This is a genomic window from Streptomyces cellostaticus (assembly GCF_023630175.1).
Lineage (GTDB): Bacteria > Actinomycetota > Actinomycetes > Streptomycetales > Streptomycetaceae > Streptomyces > Streptomyces cellostaticus_A.
Genome location: NZ_JALLIN010000018.1, coordinates 100,876 through 119,272 on the forward strand (window position 1 = coordinate 100,876; position 18,397 = coordinate 119,272).

Consider the following 18,397-nt stretch of genomic DNA (forward strand, 5'->3'; position numbering starts at 1 on the left):
GCGTCGGGGCGGGGTCCTTGGGTGCCCCGGTGGTCTCGCTCACGCCTTCTTCTCCTCCTCGGTCTCCGCGGGCGGCCGGTCGAACTCGTCGGTGACCATCGGTGCCGTGTCCGTGTCCCCGCCGGTCCAGCGCACCAGCAGCTCCCCGAGGGCCGTCTCCTGCTCCAGGGCGACGGCCTTCTCCCGGTACAGCTCCAGCAGCGCCAGGAAGCGGGCCACGACCGTCAGGGTGTCGTCGGTGTCCTCGACCAGCGCCCGGAAGTCGGCCTCGCCCAGTTCCCGGAGCCGCGCCACCACGATCCCCGCCTGTTCCTGCACGCTGACCAGCGGGGCGTGGATGTGGTCGACGTAGACCTCCGGCTTGGCCTTCGGCTGCATCGCCCTGACCGCGAGCCTGGCGAACCCCTCGGGGCCGATGCTGATGACGACCTCGGGCAGCAGCTCGGCGTGCTGGGGCTCCAGGCCGACGGTACGGGGATGGCGGCGGGCCTCCTCGTCCAGGCGCTCGTTGAAGATGTCGGCGATCCGCTTGTACGCGCGGTACTGCAGCAGCCGCGCGAACAGCAGGTCCCGGGCCTCCAGCAGCGCGAGGTCGGCCTCGTCCTCGACCTCGGCGGCGGGCAGCAGCCGGGCGGCCTTGAGGTCGAGCAGTGTGGCGGCGACGACGAGGAACTCGGTCGTCTGGTCCAGGTCCCAGTCGGGGCCCATGGCCCGGATGTGCGCCATGAACTCGTCGGTGACCTTGGACAGGGCGACCTCGGTGACGTCCAGCTTGTGCTTGGAGATGAGCTGGAGCAGCAGGTCGAACGGCCCCTCGAAGTTGGCCAGCCGGACCTTGAAGACACCGTCGGCGGCGCTCTCCCCGGCGGCGCCGGCACCGGACTCGACGGAGCCGCCCTCCGGTGACGGTCGCGGCGGCTCCGGTACGGCGGTCCCCGACGGCCGGGCGGGGTTCGCGGCCACCTCGTCCGGCACGGCCGGGGCGGGCTCGGCCACTGCCGGCGGCGAGGGTTCAGCCAGCGGCGGGGGTTCGGCCGAGGCGGGTGCGATCGGGGCGGGTGCCGGGTCCGGCGGAGGTGCCGGGGCCGGCTCGGCCACTGCCGGCGGCGGGGGTTCGGCCGAGGCGGGTGCGATCGGGGCGGGTGCGACCGTCGCGGGTGCCGGCTCCGGCGGAGCGGGGTGCGGCTCGGCGGTCCGGGGGCGGGACGTGGTGCCCGGTCCACGGCCCAGGGCACGCCTGCGGCCGGCACCGGGGCCGGAGGCGGGGGCGTCGTTCGGGGTCATGGCCGTCGCAGGCTATCGCCTGGCGGCCGCCCGGCCGACTACCGACCCCGCAGCCGCCGCACCAGGATGCTCGCGTCCCCTCGGGACTCCAGGTCGGCCAGGACCACGGCGACCGCCTCGCGGACGATGCGGCCGCGGTCCACGGCGAGGCCGTGCTCACCGCGCAGGACCAGCCGGGCGTGTTCGAGGTCCATCAGTTCCTCGGCGGACACGTACACCGTGATCTTCTCGTCGTGCCGTTCGCGCCCGCTGGGCCGCCGGTTCGCCGCCCGCCCGCGCTTGCGCGGCTGCGCGGCCGCCGAGGCCGCGGCGGTGGCCGACCCCTCCGGCGGCGCCTGGCGCCGGGACGGCCGGGTGCGAGACTCGCCGGTCCCGGCCGGCTCCGCGCCCGCGGCGGCGTGTTCCGCGCCCTCTCCGTCACCGCCCTGGACGGGCACCGACTGCGGCGCGTCCTCGGCGGCCACGTCGTCGCTCTCCCCCGCGGGAGCCGGCACCCGGGCCTCGCCGTTGGCCCCGCGCCGGGGCGTGGACGGCTGGAGCGCCATTCCCCCTGTCGTACGGAACAGTTCGTCGGCCCCGGGCAGACTCACTCGGCGTGACACCGGGCGAGCACCTCCCTGGCGAGCTGGCGGTAGGCGGCGGCACCGACGGAGTTGGAGGCGTACGTGGTGATCGGCTCACCGGCGACGGTGGTCTCCGGGAAGCGGACCGTGCGGCCGATGACCGTGTGGTAGACGTGGTCGTCGAACGCCTCGACCACGCGCGCGAGCACCTCACGGCTGTGCACCGTGCGCGAGTCGTACATCGTGGCGAGGATTCCGTCGAGCTCCAGGTCGGGGTTGAGCCGCTCCTGGACCTTCTCGATGGTCTCGGTCAGCAGGGCCACACCGCGCAGCGCGAAGAACTCGCACTCCAGCGGGACGATGACCTTGTGGGCGGCCGTCAGCGCGTTGACCGTGAGCAGGCCCAGCGAGGGCTGGCAGTCGATCACGATGTAGTCGTAGTCGTCCATCAGCGGCTTGAGCGCACGCTGGAGGGTCGACTCGCGCGCGACCTCGGAGACGAGCTGGACCTCGGCGGCCGACAGGTCGATGTTGGACGGCAGCAGGTCCATGTTGGGGACCGCCGTCTTCAGCAGGACCTCGTCCGCCGACATGCCCCGCTCCATGAGCAGGTTGTAGACGGTGAGGTCCAGCTCCATGGGGTTGACGCCGAGACCCACCGACAGCGCGCCCTGCGGGTCGAAGTCCACGAGCAGCACGCGCCGGCCGTACTCCGCGAGCGCGGCACCCAGGTTGATGGTCGACGTGGTCTTGCCGACGCCGCCCTTCTGGTTGCACATCGCGATGATCTTCGCGGGGCCGTGGTCGGTCAGCGGGCCGGGGATCGGGAAGTACGGCAGCGGGCGCCCGGTCGGACCGACGCGCTCACGGCGCTGGCGGGCCGCGTCGGGCGCGAGCGTGGCCGCGTACTCGGGGTCGGGCTCGTACTCGGCGTCGGGGTCGTAGAAGTGCCCGTCGGGCAGTTCGTCGTAGTCGGCGAGCTGGTTGTGGGGCGCGCCACTTCCGTCGCCGGCCATGGCGTTCACGTGATGGCCATCCATGCTGTGGTGTGCTGTCCGGACCGGCTGCGGACCCGGAGTCTGGTGGGCTGCGAAGGTGCGCACAGCGACGGAGCCGACAGCCTCGGATCCCGCGGAACCGGCCTGGCCCCGTACCGGCATTCCTGGTTGACCACCCCCGGGAGTAAATGTCGACTCGTTCACAAGTCGTCTTACCTCCTTGGTGACCAGGAAACTTCTAGACAAGGTCAGCGTGGCACCATGCCGACGGTTGGCGACTCTATGGCGTGTCGGCGGTCCGCAGCAACACAATCCGCCGGACCCGGCCGGATGTGTCGGCAATGAAACATCCCTCTGTCAAGGGCGTACGGGCGTCGCACCGCAGGTTTCGCCGGTGTGCGAATCGGTCGAAGGGTTACGTTCGAGGCGAGTTGACCGCAAGTGGCAAAGTGACCATACACACATCCGGCCGGACCTTGTCGGGCAAGGTCCGGCCGGGCGTTCGGCGTTGACGACGGCTGTTGACGAATCGCCTTTCACCGGTTGGCGACTTGGCGACACGCCGGATCGCCGGGGTCAGCCGAGGAGGGACTCCAGCTCCACGTGCTCCAGACCGTGGGCCTCGGCGACCTCCTTGTAAACGACCTTGCCGTCATGGGTGTTGAGGCCCTTGGCGAGCGCGGGGTCGCGGCGCAGCGCCTCCACCCAGCCGTTGTTGGCGAGGGAGACGATGTACGGGAGCGTGGCGTTGGTGAGCGCGTTGGTGGAGGTGTTCGGCACCGCGCCCGGCATGTTGGCGACGCAGTAGAAGACCGAGTTGTGGACCCGGAAGGTCGGCTCGGCGTGCGTCGTGGCGCGGGAGTCCTCGAAGCAGCCGCCCTGGTCGATCGCGATGTCGACAAGGACACTTCCGGGCTTCATGCGCGACACCAGCTCGTTGGTGACCAGCTTCGGGGCCTTGGCGCCCGGGATGAGCACCGCGCCGATGACGAGGTCGGCGTCCAGGACGGCCTTCTCCAGCTCGAAGGAGTTGGACATGATGGCCTTGACCTTGGTGCCGAAGACCTTGTCGGCCTCGCGCAGCTTGTTGATGTCACGGTCGAGCAGGGTCACGTCGAAGCCCATGCCGACGGCGACCTGGGTGGCGTTCCAGCCGGAGACGCCGCCGCCGATGACGACGGCCTTGGCCGGGGTCACGCCCGGCACACCGCCCGGCAGCACACCGCGGCCGCCGGCCGGGCGCATCAGGTGGTAGGCGCCGACCTGCGGGGCCAGCCGGCCCGCGACCTCGGACATCGGGGCGAGCAGCGGCAGCGCGCGGTTCGGCAGCTCGACGGTCTCGTAGGCGATGGCCGTGGTGCCGGACTCGACGAGCGCGTCCGTGCACTGCTTGGAGGCGGCCAGGTGCAGGTAGGTGAAGAGGATCTGGTCCTTGCGGAGGCGGTGGTACTCCTCGGCGACCGGCTCCTTGACCTTCAGCAGCAGGTCGGCGGCGGCCCACACCTCGTCGGCGGTGCCGAGGATCGTGGCACCGGCGGACACGTACTCCTCGTCCGTGATCGAGGAGCCGAGCCCGGCGGCCCGCTCGACGACGACCTGGTGGCCGTTGCGCACCAGCTCGTGCACACCGGCGGGGGTGATGGCCACCCGGAACTCGTTGTTCTTGACCTCGCGGGGGATGCCGACCTTCACGTCGATCACGGTCCTTGGCTCAGAGGGTATGGGGGTGCATTACAAGACGTACCCAGACATGCAAGGGCATACCGGGAGACACCGCAGGAACGAGCGGCAGAGCCAGTCTAATGAAGGTGTTCCGCCTGTCTAGCCTTTCATTGCATCAATCTTCGCTCGCGGCAGTACGGATTTCGCAGGCATCATCACCGCGTTCCGGCAGCATGTCGTCCTCCTGCGGCCCGTTACCCAGCATGCGCTCGGCCGCGGACCTGTGCAGATGGGCGGCCGCGGGGTCGCCGAGCCGGTCCAGGGTGTCGGCCAGTCTGAGCTGCAGGGCGGCCTGCAGCCGGGTGTCCTGGGCACGCCGCGCCCACTCCACGGCCTCCCGGCAGGTGTGCAGCGACTCCTCGGGCCGCCCCGCGTACTCCTGCACCCGGGCCACCTCGCTCAACGCCCGCGCGTGGGCGGCCACATCACCGTCCTTGCGGTACCCGGCGGCGGCCGCGCGCCAATTCCTCAGCGCCTCGCCGTAGCGGCCCGCGTAGGTGTGGGCCGTGCCCGTGCGGCCGTACAGCCGGGCGGCCTCGGCGCGCTCGCCCCGGGCCAGCCGCTCGGCCAGCGCCCGCCCGAACCAGTCCGCGGCCCGGTCGAAGTCCCCCAGCTCCTGGTGGGCGCCGCCTACGGATTCCATCGCGCGGCCGGTGGCGTACGGGTCGTTCGCCTCGCGTCCGGCGTCCAGCGCGGCCCGGTAGCGGGTCAGCGCGTCCCTGGTGCGGCCGGTCTGCGCGTCCACGTCGCCGAGGTTGAGCAGGGCGGCGGCCCGCTCCCGGTGCAGTCCGCGCCGCTCGGCGACGTCGAGGACGAGGCCGTGGATCTCGTACAGGTCGGGAGCGGCCGCCTGTGCCCCGAAGTGCGCCGCCATGGCCCTGACGAGCTGGGACATCAACCGGCGGGCGAGGGTGTCCAGCTCCCCGTCGGCGACGGCCGCGCGGGTGGCGGCCAGCAGGGCGGGCCGGCGCACCCGCAGCCACTCGGCGGCGGCGCGGGGCGTGGGGAAGCGCAGCGCCGGGGGCATCTCCCGCAGCCTCTCCCGGGCCTGCGGGCTGTCCGTCTCGGTGATCAGCCGGCAGGACTGCAGCAGCCGTACGTTGCGCTCCAGCATCCGGGCCCGGGCGAGCTGGAGCTCACCGGGGCGCTCCTGGCTCTCGGCGCGGGCGCGCATCAGCGGGTGCAGGCAGCCGGGGACGGCGTACTGGGGCAGCGGGGAGTCCACCGCGCGCAGCAGACCGACTGCGGCGAACTCCTCCAGCACGGCGCCGGCGGTGTCCACCGAGCAGCCGGCCAGGGCGGAGGCGGTGTGCGGGTCGGCCAGGCCGGCCGGGGCCAGGCACAGCAGGCGCAGTACCCGGGCGGCCCGGCCCGGGAGCTGGTCGTGGACGAGCCGGAAGACCCGGGCGAGCGGGGTGCCCTCGGGGGCGTCGCCGGTGTCCGTGTGCAGCCGTTTGGCCAGGTCGGAGACGGCTGCCTGGGGCCGGGAGGCGAGCCAGCCGCCGGCCAGGGCGAGCGCGGCCGGCTGCCCCTCGCAGGCCTCGGCGAGGCTCTCGGCGGAGCGCGGGTCGACGGTGATCCGGACCGAGCCGGTGTAGCGGGTCAGGAGTTCCACCGCGGACTTCGCGTCGAGGCCGCCCAGGGTGCAGGGGCGGACGTCGGCGATGCCGGTGAGCGGACCGCCGGCGACGGCCACGACCAGGCAGTCGGGGGCGTCCGGGAGCAGTGCGTCCACCTGCTCGGCGCCGGCCGCGTCGTCCAGCAGGAGCAGCGCCCGCCGGCCCGCGAGGGCCGTGCGCAGCACCTCGGTCAGCTCCTCCTCGGCGGCCCCGGCGGGAGCCGGCACGTCGAGCGCGGCGAGCAGTTCGCGGGCGGTGCGCGCGACCGGTACGGGGGTGCCGTCGGGCTCGCCGAGGCGGGCCCGCAGCACTCCGTCGGGGTAACGCTCGGCGACCTGCCGGGCCAGTTCCCCGGCCAGGGCGGTCCGGCCGGACCCGGGGCGTCCGGCGATGAGGAGCACGCGCGCGCGGGGTGGCTTGCGCCCCGAGAGGGTGTCCAGCCCGGCGCGCTCGATGTCGGCGCGCAGACCCTTCAACTCCCGCGTGCGGCCCAGGAAATGATCCTCCGAGGGCGGATGCGCGGGCAGCCGCGCGTCGTCCGTGTCCACCGCCTGATCCGTCACGGGCCACACTCCCGTCCCACCGCGCGCGCAAGCCCGCCGGGTCCTCCCGGAACAGGCATTTCCAGAGCCTAGTTCACGCTCTGCGACGTTCCGGTGGGAGCGCGGCGGACACATCCCCCGATCGGATCAGGCGATCGTCACACCAATGCGCGGACGGCTGGGACGAGGCTCCGGACGGAGGGGGTCCGGGCGGGCTCCGGCGGGTCCGGGACGGCCGCCCGGGCCCTCCCCGGAGCTGCCGGGCTCAGGAGTCGAAGGGGCGCGCGGGCCAGGGCGCGTCGGCCGGGCGCAGCCCGTCCAGGCCGTCCCCGCCCCGGGCGGCGACCAGCGAGAGGACGCCCACCACGAGGCAGTTGTTGTGCACATCGCCGGCGAGCACCCGGCGCACCAGTTCGTCGACCGGCAGGCGCGCGTGCTCCATGTCGGTCTCCTCGTGCTCCGCCTCGAACCGCTCGCCCTCGGCCTCCGAGAGGTCACGGGCGAGGAAGATGCGTACGGCCTCGTCGCAGCCGCCGGGGGTGGTGTACACGTCGGTCAGCACCCGCCAGTCCTCGGCCTTGACGTGCGCCTCCTCGTACAGCTCGCGCTGGGCGGCGTGCAGCGGGTTCTCACCGGGCACGTCGAGCAGGCCGGCCGGGATCTCCCAGAGCTTGTGGCGCACCGGGTGCCGGTACTGGTTGATCAGCAGCACCCGGTCCTCCGCATCGAGCGCGAGGACGGCGACCGAGCCGGGGTGCACCTGGTAGTCGCGGCGGACCACCGAGCCGTCGGGCATGACGACCTCGTCCGTGCGCACGGAGGTCTTGTTGCCCGTGAAGGGGGTCTCCGTCGCCCGGATCTCCCACTCCGCGGGGGTGTCCTTGATCGTCATGCCCTGTCCTTCCACACGTGCACGAGCGGCCGGGGCGCGGCCCGTTCTGAACGGGAGCGCCCCGGCCACCGTACAACCGTCGTGCTACTTCGAGATCTTCCGCTCGACGGAGGCCTTCACCAGCCCGGCGAAGAGCGGGTGCGGACGGGTCGGCCGCGAGCGCAGCTCGGGGTGCGCCTGCGTGGCGACCAGGTAGGGGTGGACGTCGCGCGGGTACTCCACGTACTCCACGAGCTTGCCGTCCGGCGAGGTGCCCGAGAACTGGATGCCGGCCTTCTTCTCCAGCTCCGCGCGGTAGGCGTTGTTCACCTCGTAGCGGTGGCGGTGCCGCTCCTCGACGTACTCCTTGTCGTCGTACACCTCGCGGACGATGGAGCCCTCGGCCAGCTTCGCCGGGTACATGCCGAGCCGCATGGTGCCGCCCATGTCGCCCTCACCGGCGACGATGTCCATCTGCTCGGCCATCGTGGAGATGACCGGATGGGCGGTGGCCGGGTCGAACTCGGTGGAGTTGGCGTCCGGGATGTCGGCCAGGCCGCGCGCGGCCTCGATCACGATGCACTGCAGGCCCAGGCAGAGGCCCAGCAGCGGGATCCTGTTCTCGCGGGCGTAGCGGATCGCGCCGACCTTGCCGAGCACACCGCGGTCGCCGAAGCCGCCGGGGATGCAGATGCCGTCGACGTCGCCGAGCTGCGCCTCGGCACCGGCCGGGGTCTTGCAGTCGTCGGAGGTGACCCACTTGATCTTGACACGGGCCTTGTTGGCGAAGCCGCCGGCGCGCAGCGCCTCGGTGACCGACAGGTAGGCGTCGGGCAGGTCGATGTACTTGCCGACCAGGGCGAGGGTGATCTCGTGGTCGGGGTTGTGGACGCGGTCCAGCAGGTCGTCCCAGGTCGTCCAGTCGACGTCCCGGAACGGCAGGTCGAGCTTGCGCACGACATAGGCGTCCAGGCCCTCGGAGTGCACGACCTTCGGGATGTCGTAGATCGAGCGGGCGTCCGGGCAGGCCACGACGGCGGCCTCGTCGACGTCGCACATCAGCGAGATCTTGCGCTTGATGGCGGTCGGCACCTCACGGTCGCAGCGCAGCACGATGGCGTCCGGCTGGATACCGATGTTGCGCAGGGCGGCGACGGAGTGCTGGGTCGGCTTGGTCTTCAGCTCGCCGGAGGGGCCGATGTACGGCAGCAGCGAGATGTGGACGACGAAGACGTTGTCCCGGCCGACCTCGTGGCGGACCTGGCGGACGGTCTCCAGGAACGGCAGCGACTCGATGTCGCCGACCGTGCCGCCGACCTCGGTGATCACCACGTCGACCTCGTCCGTCGCCATGCGGCGGATGCGGTGCTTGATCTCGTTGGTGATGTGCGGGATGACCTGGACGGTGTCGCCCAGGTACTCGCCGCGCCGCTCCTTGGCGATCACCGTCGAGTAGACCTGACCGGTGGTGACGTTGGCGGATCCGTCCAGGTCCCGGTCGAGGAAGCGCTCGTAGTGGCCGATGTCCAGGTCGGTCTCGGCGCCGTCGTTGGTGACGAACACCTCACCGTGCTGGAAGGGGTTCATCGTGCCCGGGTCGACGTTGAGGTACGGGTCCAGCTTCTGCATCACGACGCGCAGGCCGCGGGCCTTGAGCAGCATGCCCAGGCTGGAGGCGGTGAGGCCCTTGCCGAGCGAGGAGGCGACACCCCCGGTGACGAAGATGTGCTTGGTCGTCGTAGATTTCGGCGGCATGGCCAAGAGGGGGCTCCCGTGGTCGCTGACTGTCGTGCGGTGCGGCTGCCGGTCCGGATGTCTCCGGGGGTCGCCGTCGCTGCGGTTCGGGGGTTCGTCTCCCACCGGTCCACGGGCTACCAGCGTAACAGCGCCCGGAGGGGATGGCTCCCGGCCACGCTCCGCGCCCGCTCCGGCACACAGCGGTCCGGTTCGGGGACGGCGCACGGCCCACCCGTTCACACGCGTGCGCACCCGTCACACGCCCATCACCCGCTGGTCACTCGTTCGGCCCACACGGGTTGCCGGGAGCGGCACGCAGATCATCTGCGTGCGTCGTATCCTGCTCGGACACTCACCTGCCGAGCCCGTCCGGAACGACGGCACACCCCCGCCCGCAGCACCCGGAACAACGAGAGCGCGGCAGTTCGTTGAGCAAGGACTGTCGTTTTGCCCCAGGGCTCGGCGGGCTACTTTGCTTCACCGCTCAACGACGCACAACAAACGACCCCTTGACCGCACTAGCGACAGCCCCCTGCGCGGGGGTGACGTGGCCGTTCGACTGGAGTTGCACGTGGCCGGGCGCATCGAAGACTACGCACTCATCGGAGACATGCAGACCGCTGCCCTGGTCTGCCGGGACGGCACAGTCGACTGGCTGTGCCTGCCCCGCTTCGACTCGCATGCCATCTTCGCCGGCCTGCTGGGCACCGAGGAGCACGGCTTCTGGCGGCTCGGCCCGGCGTACGCGGCCGACTCCCAGCCGCCCACGGCCGCCCGGCGCAGCTACCGGGGCGACTCGCTGATCCTGGAGTCGGAGTGGGACACCCCGCGCGGCACCGTGCGCGTGACCGATTTCATGCCCCCGCGCGACGGCGCCCCGCAGCTCATCCGGATCGTGGAGGGCGTCACCGGCCGGGTGCCGATGCGCTCGGCGCTCAGGATGCGCTTCTCCTACGGCCGGGTCGTGCCCTGGGTGCACAAGCACGAGGGCCGCACGGTGGCGGTCGCCGGGCCCGACTCGGTGTGGTTCGACACGGAGGCCGAGACCTACGGAAAGTCGCTGACGACCTACGCCGACTTCACCGTCGCCCCGGGTGACCGGATCGCGTTCACGATCTCCTGGCAGCCCTCGCACAAGCAGCCGCCCCCGCTGCCGGAACCGGAGGCCTCGCTGGAGGCGACCGAGGACTTCTGGCGCGAGTGGGTCGAGCACTGCACGTACCACGGTCCGTACCGCGAGGCGGTGGTCCGCTCGCTGATCACCCTGAAGGCGCTGACCTACGCCCCGACCGGCGGCATCGTCGCGGCCCCCACCACCTCCCTGCCCGAGGACATCGGCGGCGTCCGCAACTGGGACTACCGCTACACCTGGCTGCGCGACGCGGCGATCACCCTGTCCTCGCTGCTGCGCACCGGCTACCGCGAGGAGGCCCGCGCCTGGCGGGAGTGGCTGCTGCGCGCGGTGGCCGGCGACCCCGAGAACCTGCAGATCATGTACGGCATCGCGGGCGAGCGCGAGCTGGGCGAGGCGGAGCTGGACTGGCTGCCGGGCTACGAGCACTCGGCCCCGGTCCGGGTCGGCAACGGCGCCGCGCACCAGCTCCAGCTCGACGTCTACGGCGAGGTCACCGAGGCCCTGCACCTGGCCCATATGACGGGCCTGGCCCGCAACGACTACGCCTCCCTGCTCCAGCTCAAGCTGATCCGCTACCTCGAGGACCACTGGCAGGAGCCGGACGAGGGCATCTGGGAGGTGCGCGGCCCGCGCCGGCACTTCGTGCACTCCAAGGTGATGGCCTGGGTGGCGGTGGACCGCACGATCAAGCTGATCGAGTCCGGAGACGCGGACGGCCCGCTGGAGCGCTGGAAGGAACTGCGCGACGACATCCACCGGGACGTGTGCGAGAAGGGCTACGACAAGGAACGCAACACCTTCACGCAGTCCTACGGCTCCCAGGAGCTGGACGCCTCCCTGCTGCTGATCCCGCAGATGGGCTTCCTGCCGCCGGACGACAAGCGGGTGATCGGCACCATCGAGGCGATCCAGCGCGAGCTGTCCACCTCGGACGGGTTCATCCTGCGCTACCCCACCGAGGGCAAGGACGAGGGCGTCGACGGCCTCCCCGGCGACGAAGGGGCCTTCCTCGCCTGCTCGTTCTGGATGGCGGACGACCTCGCGATGATCGGCCGCGTGGACGAGGCCAGGAAGCTGTTCGAGAAGCTCCTCGCGCTCCGCAACGACCTGGGTCTGCTCGCCGAGGAGTGGGACCCGCGGCTCCAGCGCCAGGTCGGCAACTTCCCCCAGGCGTTCAGCCACGTGCCGCTGATCGACACCGCGCTGCGGCTGACGGCCTCGGGGGCGTACGGCGGCTGAACGGCATCGGCCGAACCGGCTCGCGGGCGCTGTCGCCGGTCCGAGCGGCGCCGCGGGCGGACGGGAGTCCGCCCGCACCGGGGCCGGTGGTGAAGGTGCCGTCGTCCGCCCGAGGGAGAGCCCTTAGGCTGGAGAGGCACCATTGCCACTTTCCGGAAGGGGGGCGGCCATGGCTTCCCCTTCGAAGGCGGGCGCGGCTCTCGCCGCGCTGCGCGAAGACCTGGCCGGCGACGTGTTCGCCCCCTCGGACCCGGGCTACGACGAGGCCCGCACCGTCTTCAACGCGATGATCGACCGGCGGCCGGCGGTGATCGCCCAGTGCACGGGCCCGTCCGACGTGGTCCGCGCCGTACGGTTCGCCCGGGACCTGGACCTTCCGGTCGCGGTGCGCGGCGGCGGGCACAGTGTGGCCGGCACGGCCCTGGGCGACGGCGCCGTGGTGGTGGACCTGCGCCGGATGCACGGGGTGAGCGTGGATCCGGCGGCCGAGGCGGTCCGGGTGGAGGGCGGCGCCACGATGACCCATCTGGACCGGGCCACCCAGCCGCACGGCCTCGCCACCACCGGTGGCCGCGTCTCGACCACCGGTGTCGGCGGCTTCGTCCTCGGCGGCGGCACCGGCTGGCTGGACCGCGCCTTCGGCTACGCCGCCGACAACCTGCTCGGCGTGGAGCTGGTGACCGCTGACGCCGAGCGGGTGCACGCGAGCGCCGACGAGAACCCGGAGCTGTTCTGGGCCCTGCACGGCGGCGGCGGAAACTTCGGCGTCGCCACCGCGCTCACCCTGCGGCTGCACGAACTGCCCGAGTTCTCCATCGCCCTGCTGCTGTACCTGCCGCAACGCGGCCAGGACGTGGTCCGCGTCTTCCGTGAGATCGTCACCACCGGTCCCGACGAGGTGAGCGGCGCCGTGCTCTACCTGACCGGCCCGCCCGAGGAGTTCGTGCCGGCGGAGCTGGTGGGCAAGCTGGTGTGCGTCGCGCTGCTGACCTACGCCGGCGGCGAGGACGGCCTGCGCAAGCTCGCCGAGCCCCTGCTGGCGATGCCCCACGAGGCGCAGATCGTCGGCGCGATGCCGTACGCCGACGTCCAGTGCATGCTGGACGACCCGCCCGGGCAGCGGAACTACTGGTCGGCCGAGTACGTGACCGGTCTGCCCGACGAACTGGTGGACGTCTACTGCGCCCGCGCGGAGAGCATGCCGGTACCCACCAGCACCCAGCACCTGCTGTTCCCGCAGGGCGGCGCGATCGCCGCCGGCCCGCACGAGTTCCCGGTGCCCTACCGGGACGCGCCCTGGGCGGTGCACCCCTTCGCCATCTGGCAGGACCCGGCCGACGACGAGCGGGCGGTCGCCTGGGTGCGCGAGGTGCGCGGCGACGTCCGGCCCTGGAGCACCGGCGCCGTCTACCTGAACTTCATCGGGGACGAGGGCCGGGATCGGGTCAGGGCGGGACTGGGCGAAGGAAACCTGCTGCGGCTGGAGAAGGTGAAGCGGGCCTACGACCCGGACAACGTGTTCCGCTTCAACCACAACATCCACCCGGTGTAGTTCCGGGCGCGAACGACGGGGCCCGCGCCGGGGCGCACGCTGTCGCCCGGGCGTTTACGCAGGTAGCGTCCGCTCCATGGACAGCGGTACGGAGAGCAGACCCGCCACTCAGGGCGCCGGGATCACCGTTCGGCGGGCGCTGGAGCTGCCAGGGCTGCGCAGCGGCCTGCCCGAGATCCTGGCGGGCGGCGACCGGCTGGGGCGCACCGTGCGCTGGGTGCACGCGGGCGAGGTGCCGAACATCGCCTCGCTGCTGAAGGGCGGCGAGCTGCTGCTCACCACCGGCTACGGGCTCGGTACCCGGCCGGCCGAGCAGCGGGCGTTCGTACGCACCCTCGCCGAGCGGGGCATCGCCGCGCTGGTGGTGGAGCTGGGGCCGCGGTTCGCACGGCTGCCCGCGGCCCTGGTGGACACCGCGCGCACCGCAGGGCTGCCACTGGTCCAGCTCCACCGCGAGGTGCCCTTCGTGACGGTCACCGAGGAGATCCACACGGAGATCGTCAACGGGCACTACGCGCTGCTGCAACGCGCCGAGGAGGTGCACCGGCGGTGCACGGAGGCGCTGCTGGGCGGGGGCGGGGTGCCGCAAGTGCTCGGCATCCTGGCCGACTTCTGCGCGAACCCGGTGTTCCTGGAGACGGCGGACGGCCGGCTGCTCTACGCCGCCGGGGCGGGGCCCGAGGGCGCCGATCCGCTGCAGGTGTGGGAGGGGCTGCGCGGCCCGCAGAAGGACGCGCCGCCACCGGCCGGTTCGGCGCTCGTGGACGTCCCCGGCGGCGGGCCCGGTGCGGGGCCGGGGTCGGTGCGGGCCCGGCTGGTGCTGCTGCCGGTCCGCTCGCCGCTGGCGCCGGTGCACCGGATGGCCGCGGAACGGGCGGCGGGCATCCTGGCCGTGGTGCTGATGCAGGCCCGGCAGGAGGAGGAGCTGGCCGCACGGGGCCGGGGCGACTTCCTCACCGACCTGGCGGAGGGACGGATCACGGCGGAGGACGCTCCGGCACAGGCCCGCGTCCTGGGGTTCAAACCGGGCGGCAACCCGCTGCTGCCGGTGGTGATGCGGGTCGGGGACCCCCTGTCCCCGTCCGGGGGCTGGGCGGTGCTGGCGCGTGCGGTCTCCGAGGAACTGGCCTCGGTGGGGGTGCCGGTGCTGCTGGGCGTCCGGCCGGTCGAGGGCCGGGTGCTGGTCCTGCTCGGGCTGCGCGCGGAGTCGGAGCGGCCGGCGGTCGCCGACCGGGTGGCCGCGGCGCTGCGGGCGGGCGTGGAACGGGCCGGGATGCGGCGGCCGGGCGCGGCCCCGCCGGTCGTGGTCGTCGGGGTGGCCGGCGGCTGGGCGGCCGCGTCGGCCGGACTGCGGCACGCGGCGGAGACGGCGACCGCGGCCCAGGGCCTCACCGACCGGCCCTGGTACGACGCCCGCCGCCTGGACATCGACCTGCTGCTGTGGCGGCTGCGCGACCACCCGGACCTCGCGGCGTTCGTGGACCGCGCGATCGGTCCGCTGCGCGACCACGACCACCGCTCCAGGCCACCGCTGCTGCCCACCCTGGAGACGTATCTGGCGCACGCGGGCCGCAAGGCGGAGACCGCCCGCGAACTGCACCTCAACCGGCAGACCCTGTACAACCGCCTCGCCCGCATCGGCGAGTTGCTGGGCACCGACCTCGACGACCCGCAGACGGTGCTCGCCCTGAGCCTGGCACTGCGCGCCCGCCGGCACACGTCCTAGTGCCGTCCCGTGCTGCGCGGTCAGTCACCGCACAGCGTCGGATGCGGAGCTCCGCAGGGCGCGGAGCCGTCCTCGTACCGGGCGTGTTCGGGCGGTCCGGCAACGCGGCGTGGTGCCGCGGCCGTCGTCGTGCGCCCGCCGGGGATCGCGGGACAGCCCTCAGGGAAGGGGTGTGGGCTGGGTGAGTTCGTCGTAGACGCTCAGGACCTGGGCGACGGTCTCGTCCTCGGTCGGCCAGGTCGCGGCCTGCCGCGGGCCCCGCTCACGCAGCAGTTCACGGCGTGCGGGGTCGGCGAGGAGCCCGGCGACCGCGGCCGCGAGGGCCTCCGCGTCGCCGTACGGGACGAGTTCGGCGGCCTCGCCGACCAGGTCCGGGACACCGCCGACGCGGGCCGCGACGAGCGGCACGCCGGCCAGCAGCGCCTCCTGGGCGAGGACGGACCGGGACTCCCACCTGCCGGTCAGCAGCGCCAGGTCGGCGGCCGCGAGCAGTTCGGGGAGGTCGTCGCGGCGCCCGACGAGCCGTACCGGCAGTTCCTCGTCCTCGATCCGCCGCTGGAGTTCGGGACGCAGCGGCCCCTCCCCCGCGACGACGACCAGCGGGACGGGGTCGAGGTCGCGCCAGGCGCGGGCCGCGTCCAGCAGGACGGAGTAGCCGCGCTGCCGGTCGAGGGATCCGGCCGCCATGAGCAACGGGCGTCCGGTGGCTCCGAGTTCGGCCCGCAGTTTGGGCCGCCCCCGGTCGGTGTCGTCGTGGGCCGGGCGACGGCGCCGGCCGGGCAGGGCCACGGCCGCCAGCCGGGCGTCCCGCGCGCCGGTGCGGCGGGCCCGGTCCACCAGGTCGGAGGTGGTGCCGAGCACCACGGCGGCGGTGCGCACCACGCGCCGCTCCAGCAGGCGCAGCAGGTGCGCCCGCGCGCCCTCCGCCCGGGCCCGGTTGTGCCAGGTGACCACCAGAGGGGTGGCCCGTCCGCCGAGTGCGAGCACCGCTCGGAACGAGGCGTGCAGACCATGGGCGTGCACGAGGTCGGCGCCTGCGCAGGCGGCCCGGAGCGCGGCCACGGAGGCCGGGTCGCTGCTGCGCGGCACGTGCACGTGGTCGGCGCCGGTGCCGGTGAAGTCGTAGGCGTGGTCGGCCTCGACGGGGGCGCACACGGTGACCCGCACGCCCCGGGCGACGAGCCCTTCGGCCAGGGAGCGTACGTGCGCGCTGCTGCCGGCGTTGCCCCCGCCCAGCACCTGCACGGTGCGCAGCGGCGACTGGCCGTGCGGTGCGTTGCTGCTCACGGGGCTCACGGGGCCGGGGCTCCTGATTCGGGGCGGGCGTCACGAGAAAACGTACCGAAGGTACCGGGCCGGGAGGACCGAAAGGGCGTACTGCGCGCCTCCCGCGCGCATCGCGTCCGCCACCAAGCATGCCAGGACGTACGGCCGTTCCGGCACGGCCCGGGGAGGCGCGCACCGGCGCGACCCGGCGCACCGCGCCGGAGCACGTTCACCCCCACGGGTGAGCACGGCCTGCGGCGGCCGAAGACCGCGGCCTCCGTCCCCGCAGGCCGCGGCCGGCGCCGCCCGAGGGCCGGGAGGCCGGGTGCCGGTGCCGCACCGAGGCGGCACTAGAGGTCGGCGCGGGCCGTCTCCAGGAGTTCCTCGGCGTGGGCGCGGGCCGTCTCCGAGTCCTCCTGGCCCGCCAGCATGCGGGAGAGTTCGCGGACCCGTTCCTCTCCCTCCAGGACCTTGACACCGGACCGGGTCACCGTGCCGTCGTTGGTCTTCTCGACCAGGAGCTGGCGGTCGGCGAACGCGGCGACCTGGGGCAGGTGGGTGACCACGACGACCTGCGCGGTCCTCGCCAGCCTCGCCAGCCGGCGGCCGATCTCCACCGCGGCCTTGCCACCGACACCGGCGTCCACCTCGTCGAAGAGGTACGTCGGCACCGGGTCGGTGCCCGCGAACACCACCTCCACGGCCAGCATGACGCGGGACAGCTCGCCCCCGGACGCGCCCTTGGCGATGGGCCGCGGCGGAGCCCCCGGGTGCGGGGCGAGCAGCAGTTCGACCTCGTCGGCGCCGGCGGGACCGTAGGCGACAGGACGGCCGCCGACCTCGACGCCCTCCGGATCCTCGGTCTGCCGGATGTCGAAGGACACCCGCGCGTGGGGCATCGCCAGCGAGGCCAGCTCGGCGGTCACGGCGGCGGCGAACCGCTCGGCGGCCTCCGTCCGGGCGTCCGTCAGCGCCTGGGCGAGTCCGCCCAGTTCGGTGCGCAGGGCGTCCCGTTCGGCGGTCAGTTCGCCGGTCCGCTCGTCGTCGCCCTCCAGCTCGGTGAGCCGCGCGGCGCCGCGCTCGGCCCAGGCGAGGACGGCGCCCACGTCGTCGCCGTACTTGCGGGTCAGCGCGCCGAGGGCGGCCCGGCGCTCCTCCACCGCGGCCAGCCGCAGCGGGTCGGCGTCGAGGTCGTCGGCGTATCCGGCCAGCTCTCCGGCCACGTCGGAGAGCAGGATGCCGACCTCACCGATCCGTTCGGCGAGGGAGGCGAGCGCCGGATCGTGCGAGCGGACGGCGTCCAGGGCCCGGTGCGCGCCCGCGACGAGGGTCGTCGCGTCGATCCCCTCGGGGTCCTCGGGGTTGCCCGCGAGAGCGGCGTGCGCGGCGGACGCGGCGGACGACAGCGCCTCGGCGTGCCCCAGCCGTTCCGCCTCCTCGGCCAGCTCCACGTCCTCCCCGGCCCGGGGCTCCACGCCGGCGATCTCCTCGAGCCCGTACCGGAGCATGTCGGCCTCCTGGGCGCGTTCACGCCCGCGCGTGACGATCTCCGCCAGCTCGGCGGAGACGGCCCGCAGCCGCCGGTAGGCCTCGGCGTACTTGGCCAGCGGCACGGCGACGGCGTCCCCGGCGTACCGGTCGAGCGCCTGCCGCTGCCGGGTAAGCTTCAGCAGCCCCTGCTGGTCGGTCTGGCCGTGCACGGCCACCAGGTCGTCGGCCAGCTCGGCGAGCAGCCCCACCGGCACGCTGCGGCCGCCCAGGTGCGCCCGCGAGCGGCCCTCGGCGGAGACGGTGCGGCTGATCAGCAGGGCGCCGTCGTCCAGCTCGGCCCCGGCCTCCTCGGCGCGTACGAGGGCGGTGGCGTCCGAGGGGACGGCGATCCGCCCCTCCACGACCGCCTTGCCCGCCCCGATCCGCACCAGCGCCGGGTCCGCACGCCCGCCGAGCAGCAGCCCCAGACTGGTGACCACCATGGTCTTGCCCGCGCCGGTCTCGCCGGTGACGGCGGTGAACCCCGGTGACAGCTCGACCACGGCATCGTCGATGACCCCGAGCGACCGTATCCGCATCTCCTCCAACACGGAACAGACCATACGAGGTGCAGGGCGGGGAGCGCACATGGCCCGCCCGTGTCTCCCCGGCG

General features: G+C 73.4%; 12 protein-coding genes. 3 read left to right on the top strand and 9 right to left on the bottom strand.

Features of this window, described 5'->3' with window-relative positions; genetic code table 11:
* Positions 1 to 39: 39 nt before the first annotated feature.
* From MXD57_RS14015 to MXD57_RS14045, 7 genes are all read right to left on the bottom strand, one after another.
* Complete coding sequence (locus tag MXD57_RS14015) at positions 40 to 1,284, bottom strand: segregation and condensation protein A (RefSeq protein ID WP_250401726.1); 1,245 nt, start codon at positions 1,282 to 1,284, stop codon at positions 40 to 42.
* Positions 1,285 to 1,322: 38 nt separating this feature from the next.
* Positions 1,323 to 1,886: a hypothetical protein gene (locus tag MXD57_RS14020; protein WP_250401727.1), complete on the bottom strand. Its 564-nt coding sequence runs from the start codon at positions 1,884 to 1,886 to the stop codon at positions 1,323 to 1,325.
* Positions 1,871 to 3,007, bottom strand: coding sequence for a ParA family protein (locus tag MXD57_RS14025; RefSeq protein WP_250401728.1), 1,137 nt, complete (start codon positions 3,005 to 3,007; stop codon positions 1,871 to 1,873). The genes MXD57_RS14020 and MXD57_RS14025 overlap by 16 nt, the downstream gene beginning before the upstream one ends.
* A gap of 414 nt (positions 3,008 to 3,421) precedes the next feature.
* Positions 3,422 to 4,546, bottom strand: coding sequence for an alanine dehydrogenase (gene ald, locus MXD57_RS14030; RefSeq protein ID WP_250401729.1), 1,125 nt, complete (start codon positions 4,544 to 4,546; stop codon positions 3,422 to 3,424).
* A 136-nt stretch (positions 4,547 to 4,682) separates the two neighbouring features.
* On the bottom strand, positions 4,683 to 6,749 hold the full coding sequence (locus MXD57_RS14035; protein ID WP_250401730.1) for a tetratricopeptide repeat protein: 2,067 nt from the start codon (positions 6,747 to 6,749) through the stop codon (positions 4,683 to 4,685).
* A 244-nt stretch (positions 6,750 to 6,993) separates the two neighbouring features.
* Positions 6,994 to 7,620, bottom strand: a complete 627-nt coding sequence (locus tag MXD57_RS14040) for an NUDIX domain-containing protein (protein ID WP_250401731.1) — start codon at positions 7,618 to 7,620, stop codon at positions 6,994 to 6,996.
* Between the two features lie 84 nt (positions 7,621 to 7,704).
* The gene (locus tag MXD57_RS14045; protein ID WP_250401732.1) at positions 7,705 to 9,354 is read right to left on the bottom strand and encodes a CTP synthase; all 1,650 of its coding nucleotides are present in this window, start codon (positions 9,352 to 9,354) and stop codon (positions 7,705 to 7,707) included.
* 553 nt (positions 9,355 to 9,907) lie between these two features.
* Between MXD57_RS14045 and MXD57_RS14050 the strand changes: the two genes are divergently transcribed.
* The 3 genes from MXD57_RS14050 (at position 9,908) to MXD57_RS14060 (ending at position 14,988) form a co-directional block, all read left to right on the top strand.
* Positions 9,908 to 11,710 (top strand): glycoside hydrolase family 15 protein, encoded by a 1,803-nt coding sequence (locus MXD57_RS14050; protein WP_250401749.1) that lies wholly within the window; start codon positions 9,908 to 9,910, stop codon positions 11,708 to 11,710.
* Between the two features lie 169 nt (positions 11,711 to 11,879).
* Positions 11,880 to 13,262 (top strand): FAD-binding oxidoreductase, encoded by a 1,383-nt coding sequence (locus MXD57_RS14055; RefSeq protein ID WP_250401733.1) that lies wholly within the window; start codon positions 11,880 to 11,882, stop codon positions 13,260 to 13,262.
* Positions 13,263 to 13,338: 76 nt separating this feature from the next.
* The gene (locus MXD57_RS14060) at positions 13,339 to 14,988 is read left to right on the top strand and encodes a PucR family transcriptional regulator (protein WP_250401734.1); all 1,650 of its coding nucleotides are present in this window, start codon (positions 13,339 to 13,341) and stop codon (positions 14,986 to 14,988) included.
* 159 nt (positions 14,989 to 15,147) lie between these two features.
* Here the strand turns inward: MXD57_RS14060 and MXD57_RS14065 are convergent, their stop codons facing one another.
* Both MXD57_RS14065 and recN read right to left on the bottom strand, forming a co-directional pair.
* Positions 15,148 to 16,284: a glycosyltransferase family 4 protein gene (locus MXD57_RS14065; RefSeq protein WP_250401735.1), complete on the bottom strand. Its 1,137-nt coding sequence runs from the start codon at positions 16,282 to 16,284 to the stop codon at positions 15,148 to 15,150.
* Between the two features lie 320 nt (positions 16,285 to 16,604).
* Complete coding sequence (gene recN / locus MXD57_RS14070; RefSeq protein WP_250401736.1) at positions 16,605 to 18,347, bottom strand: DNA repair protein RecN; 1,743 nt, start codon at positions 18,345 to 18,347, stop codon at positions 16,605 to 16,607.
* Positions 18,348 to 18,397 lie beyond the last annotated feature (50 nt).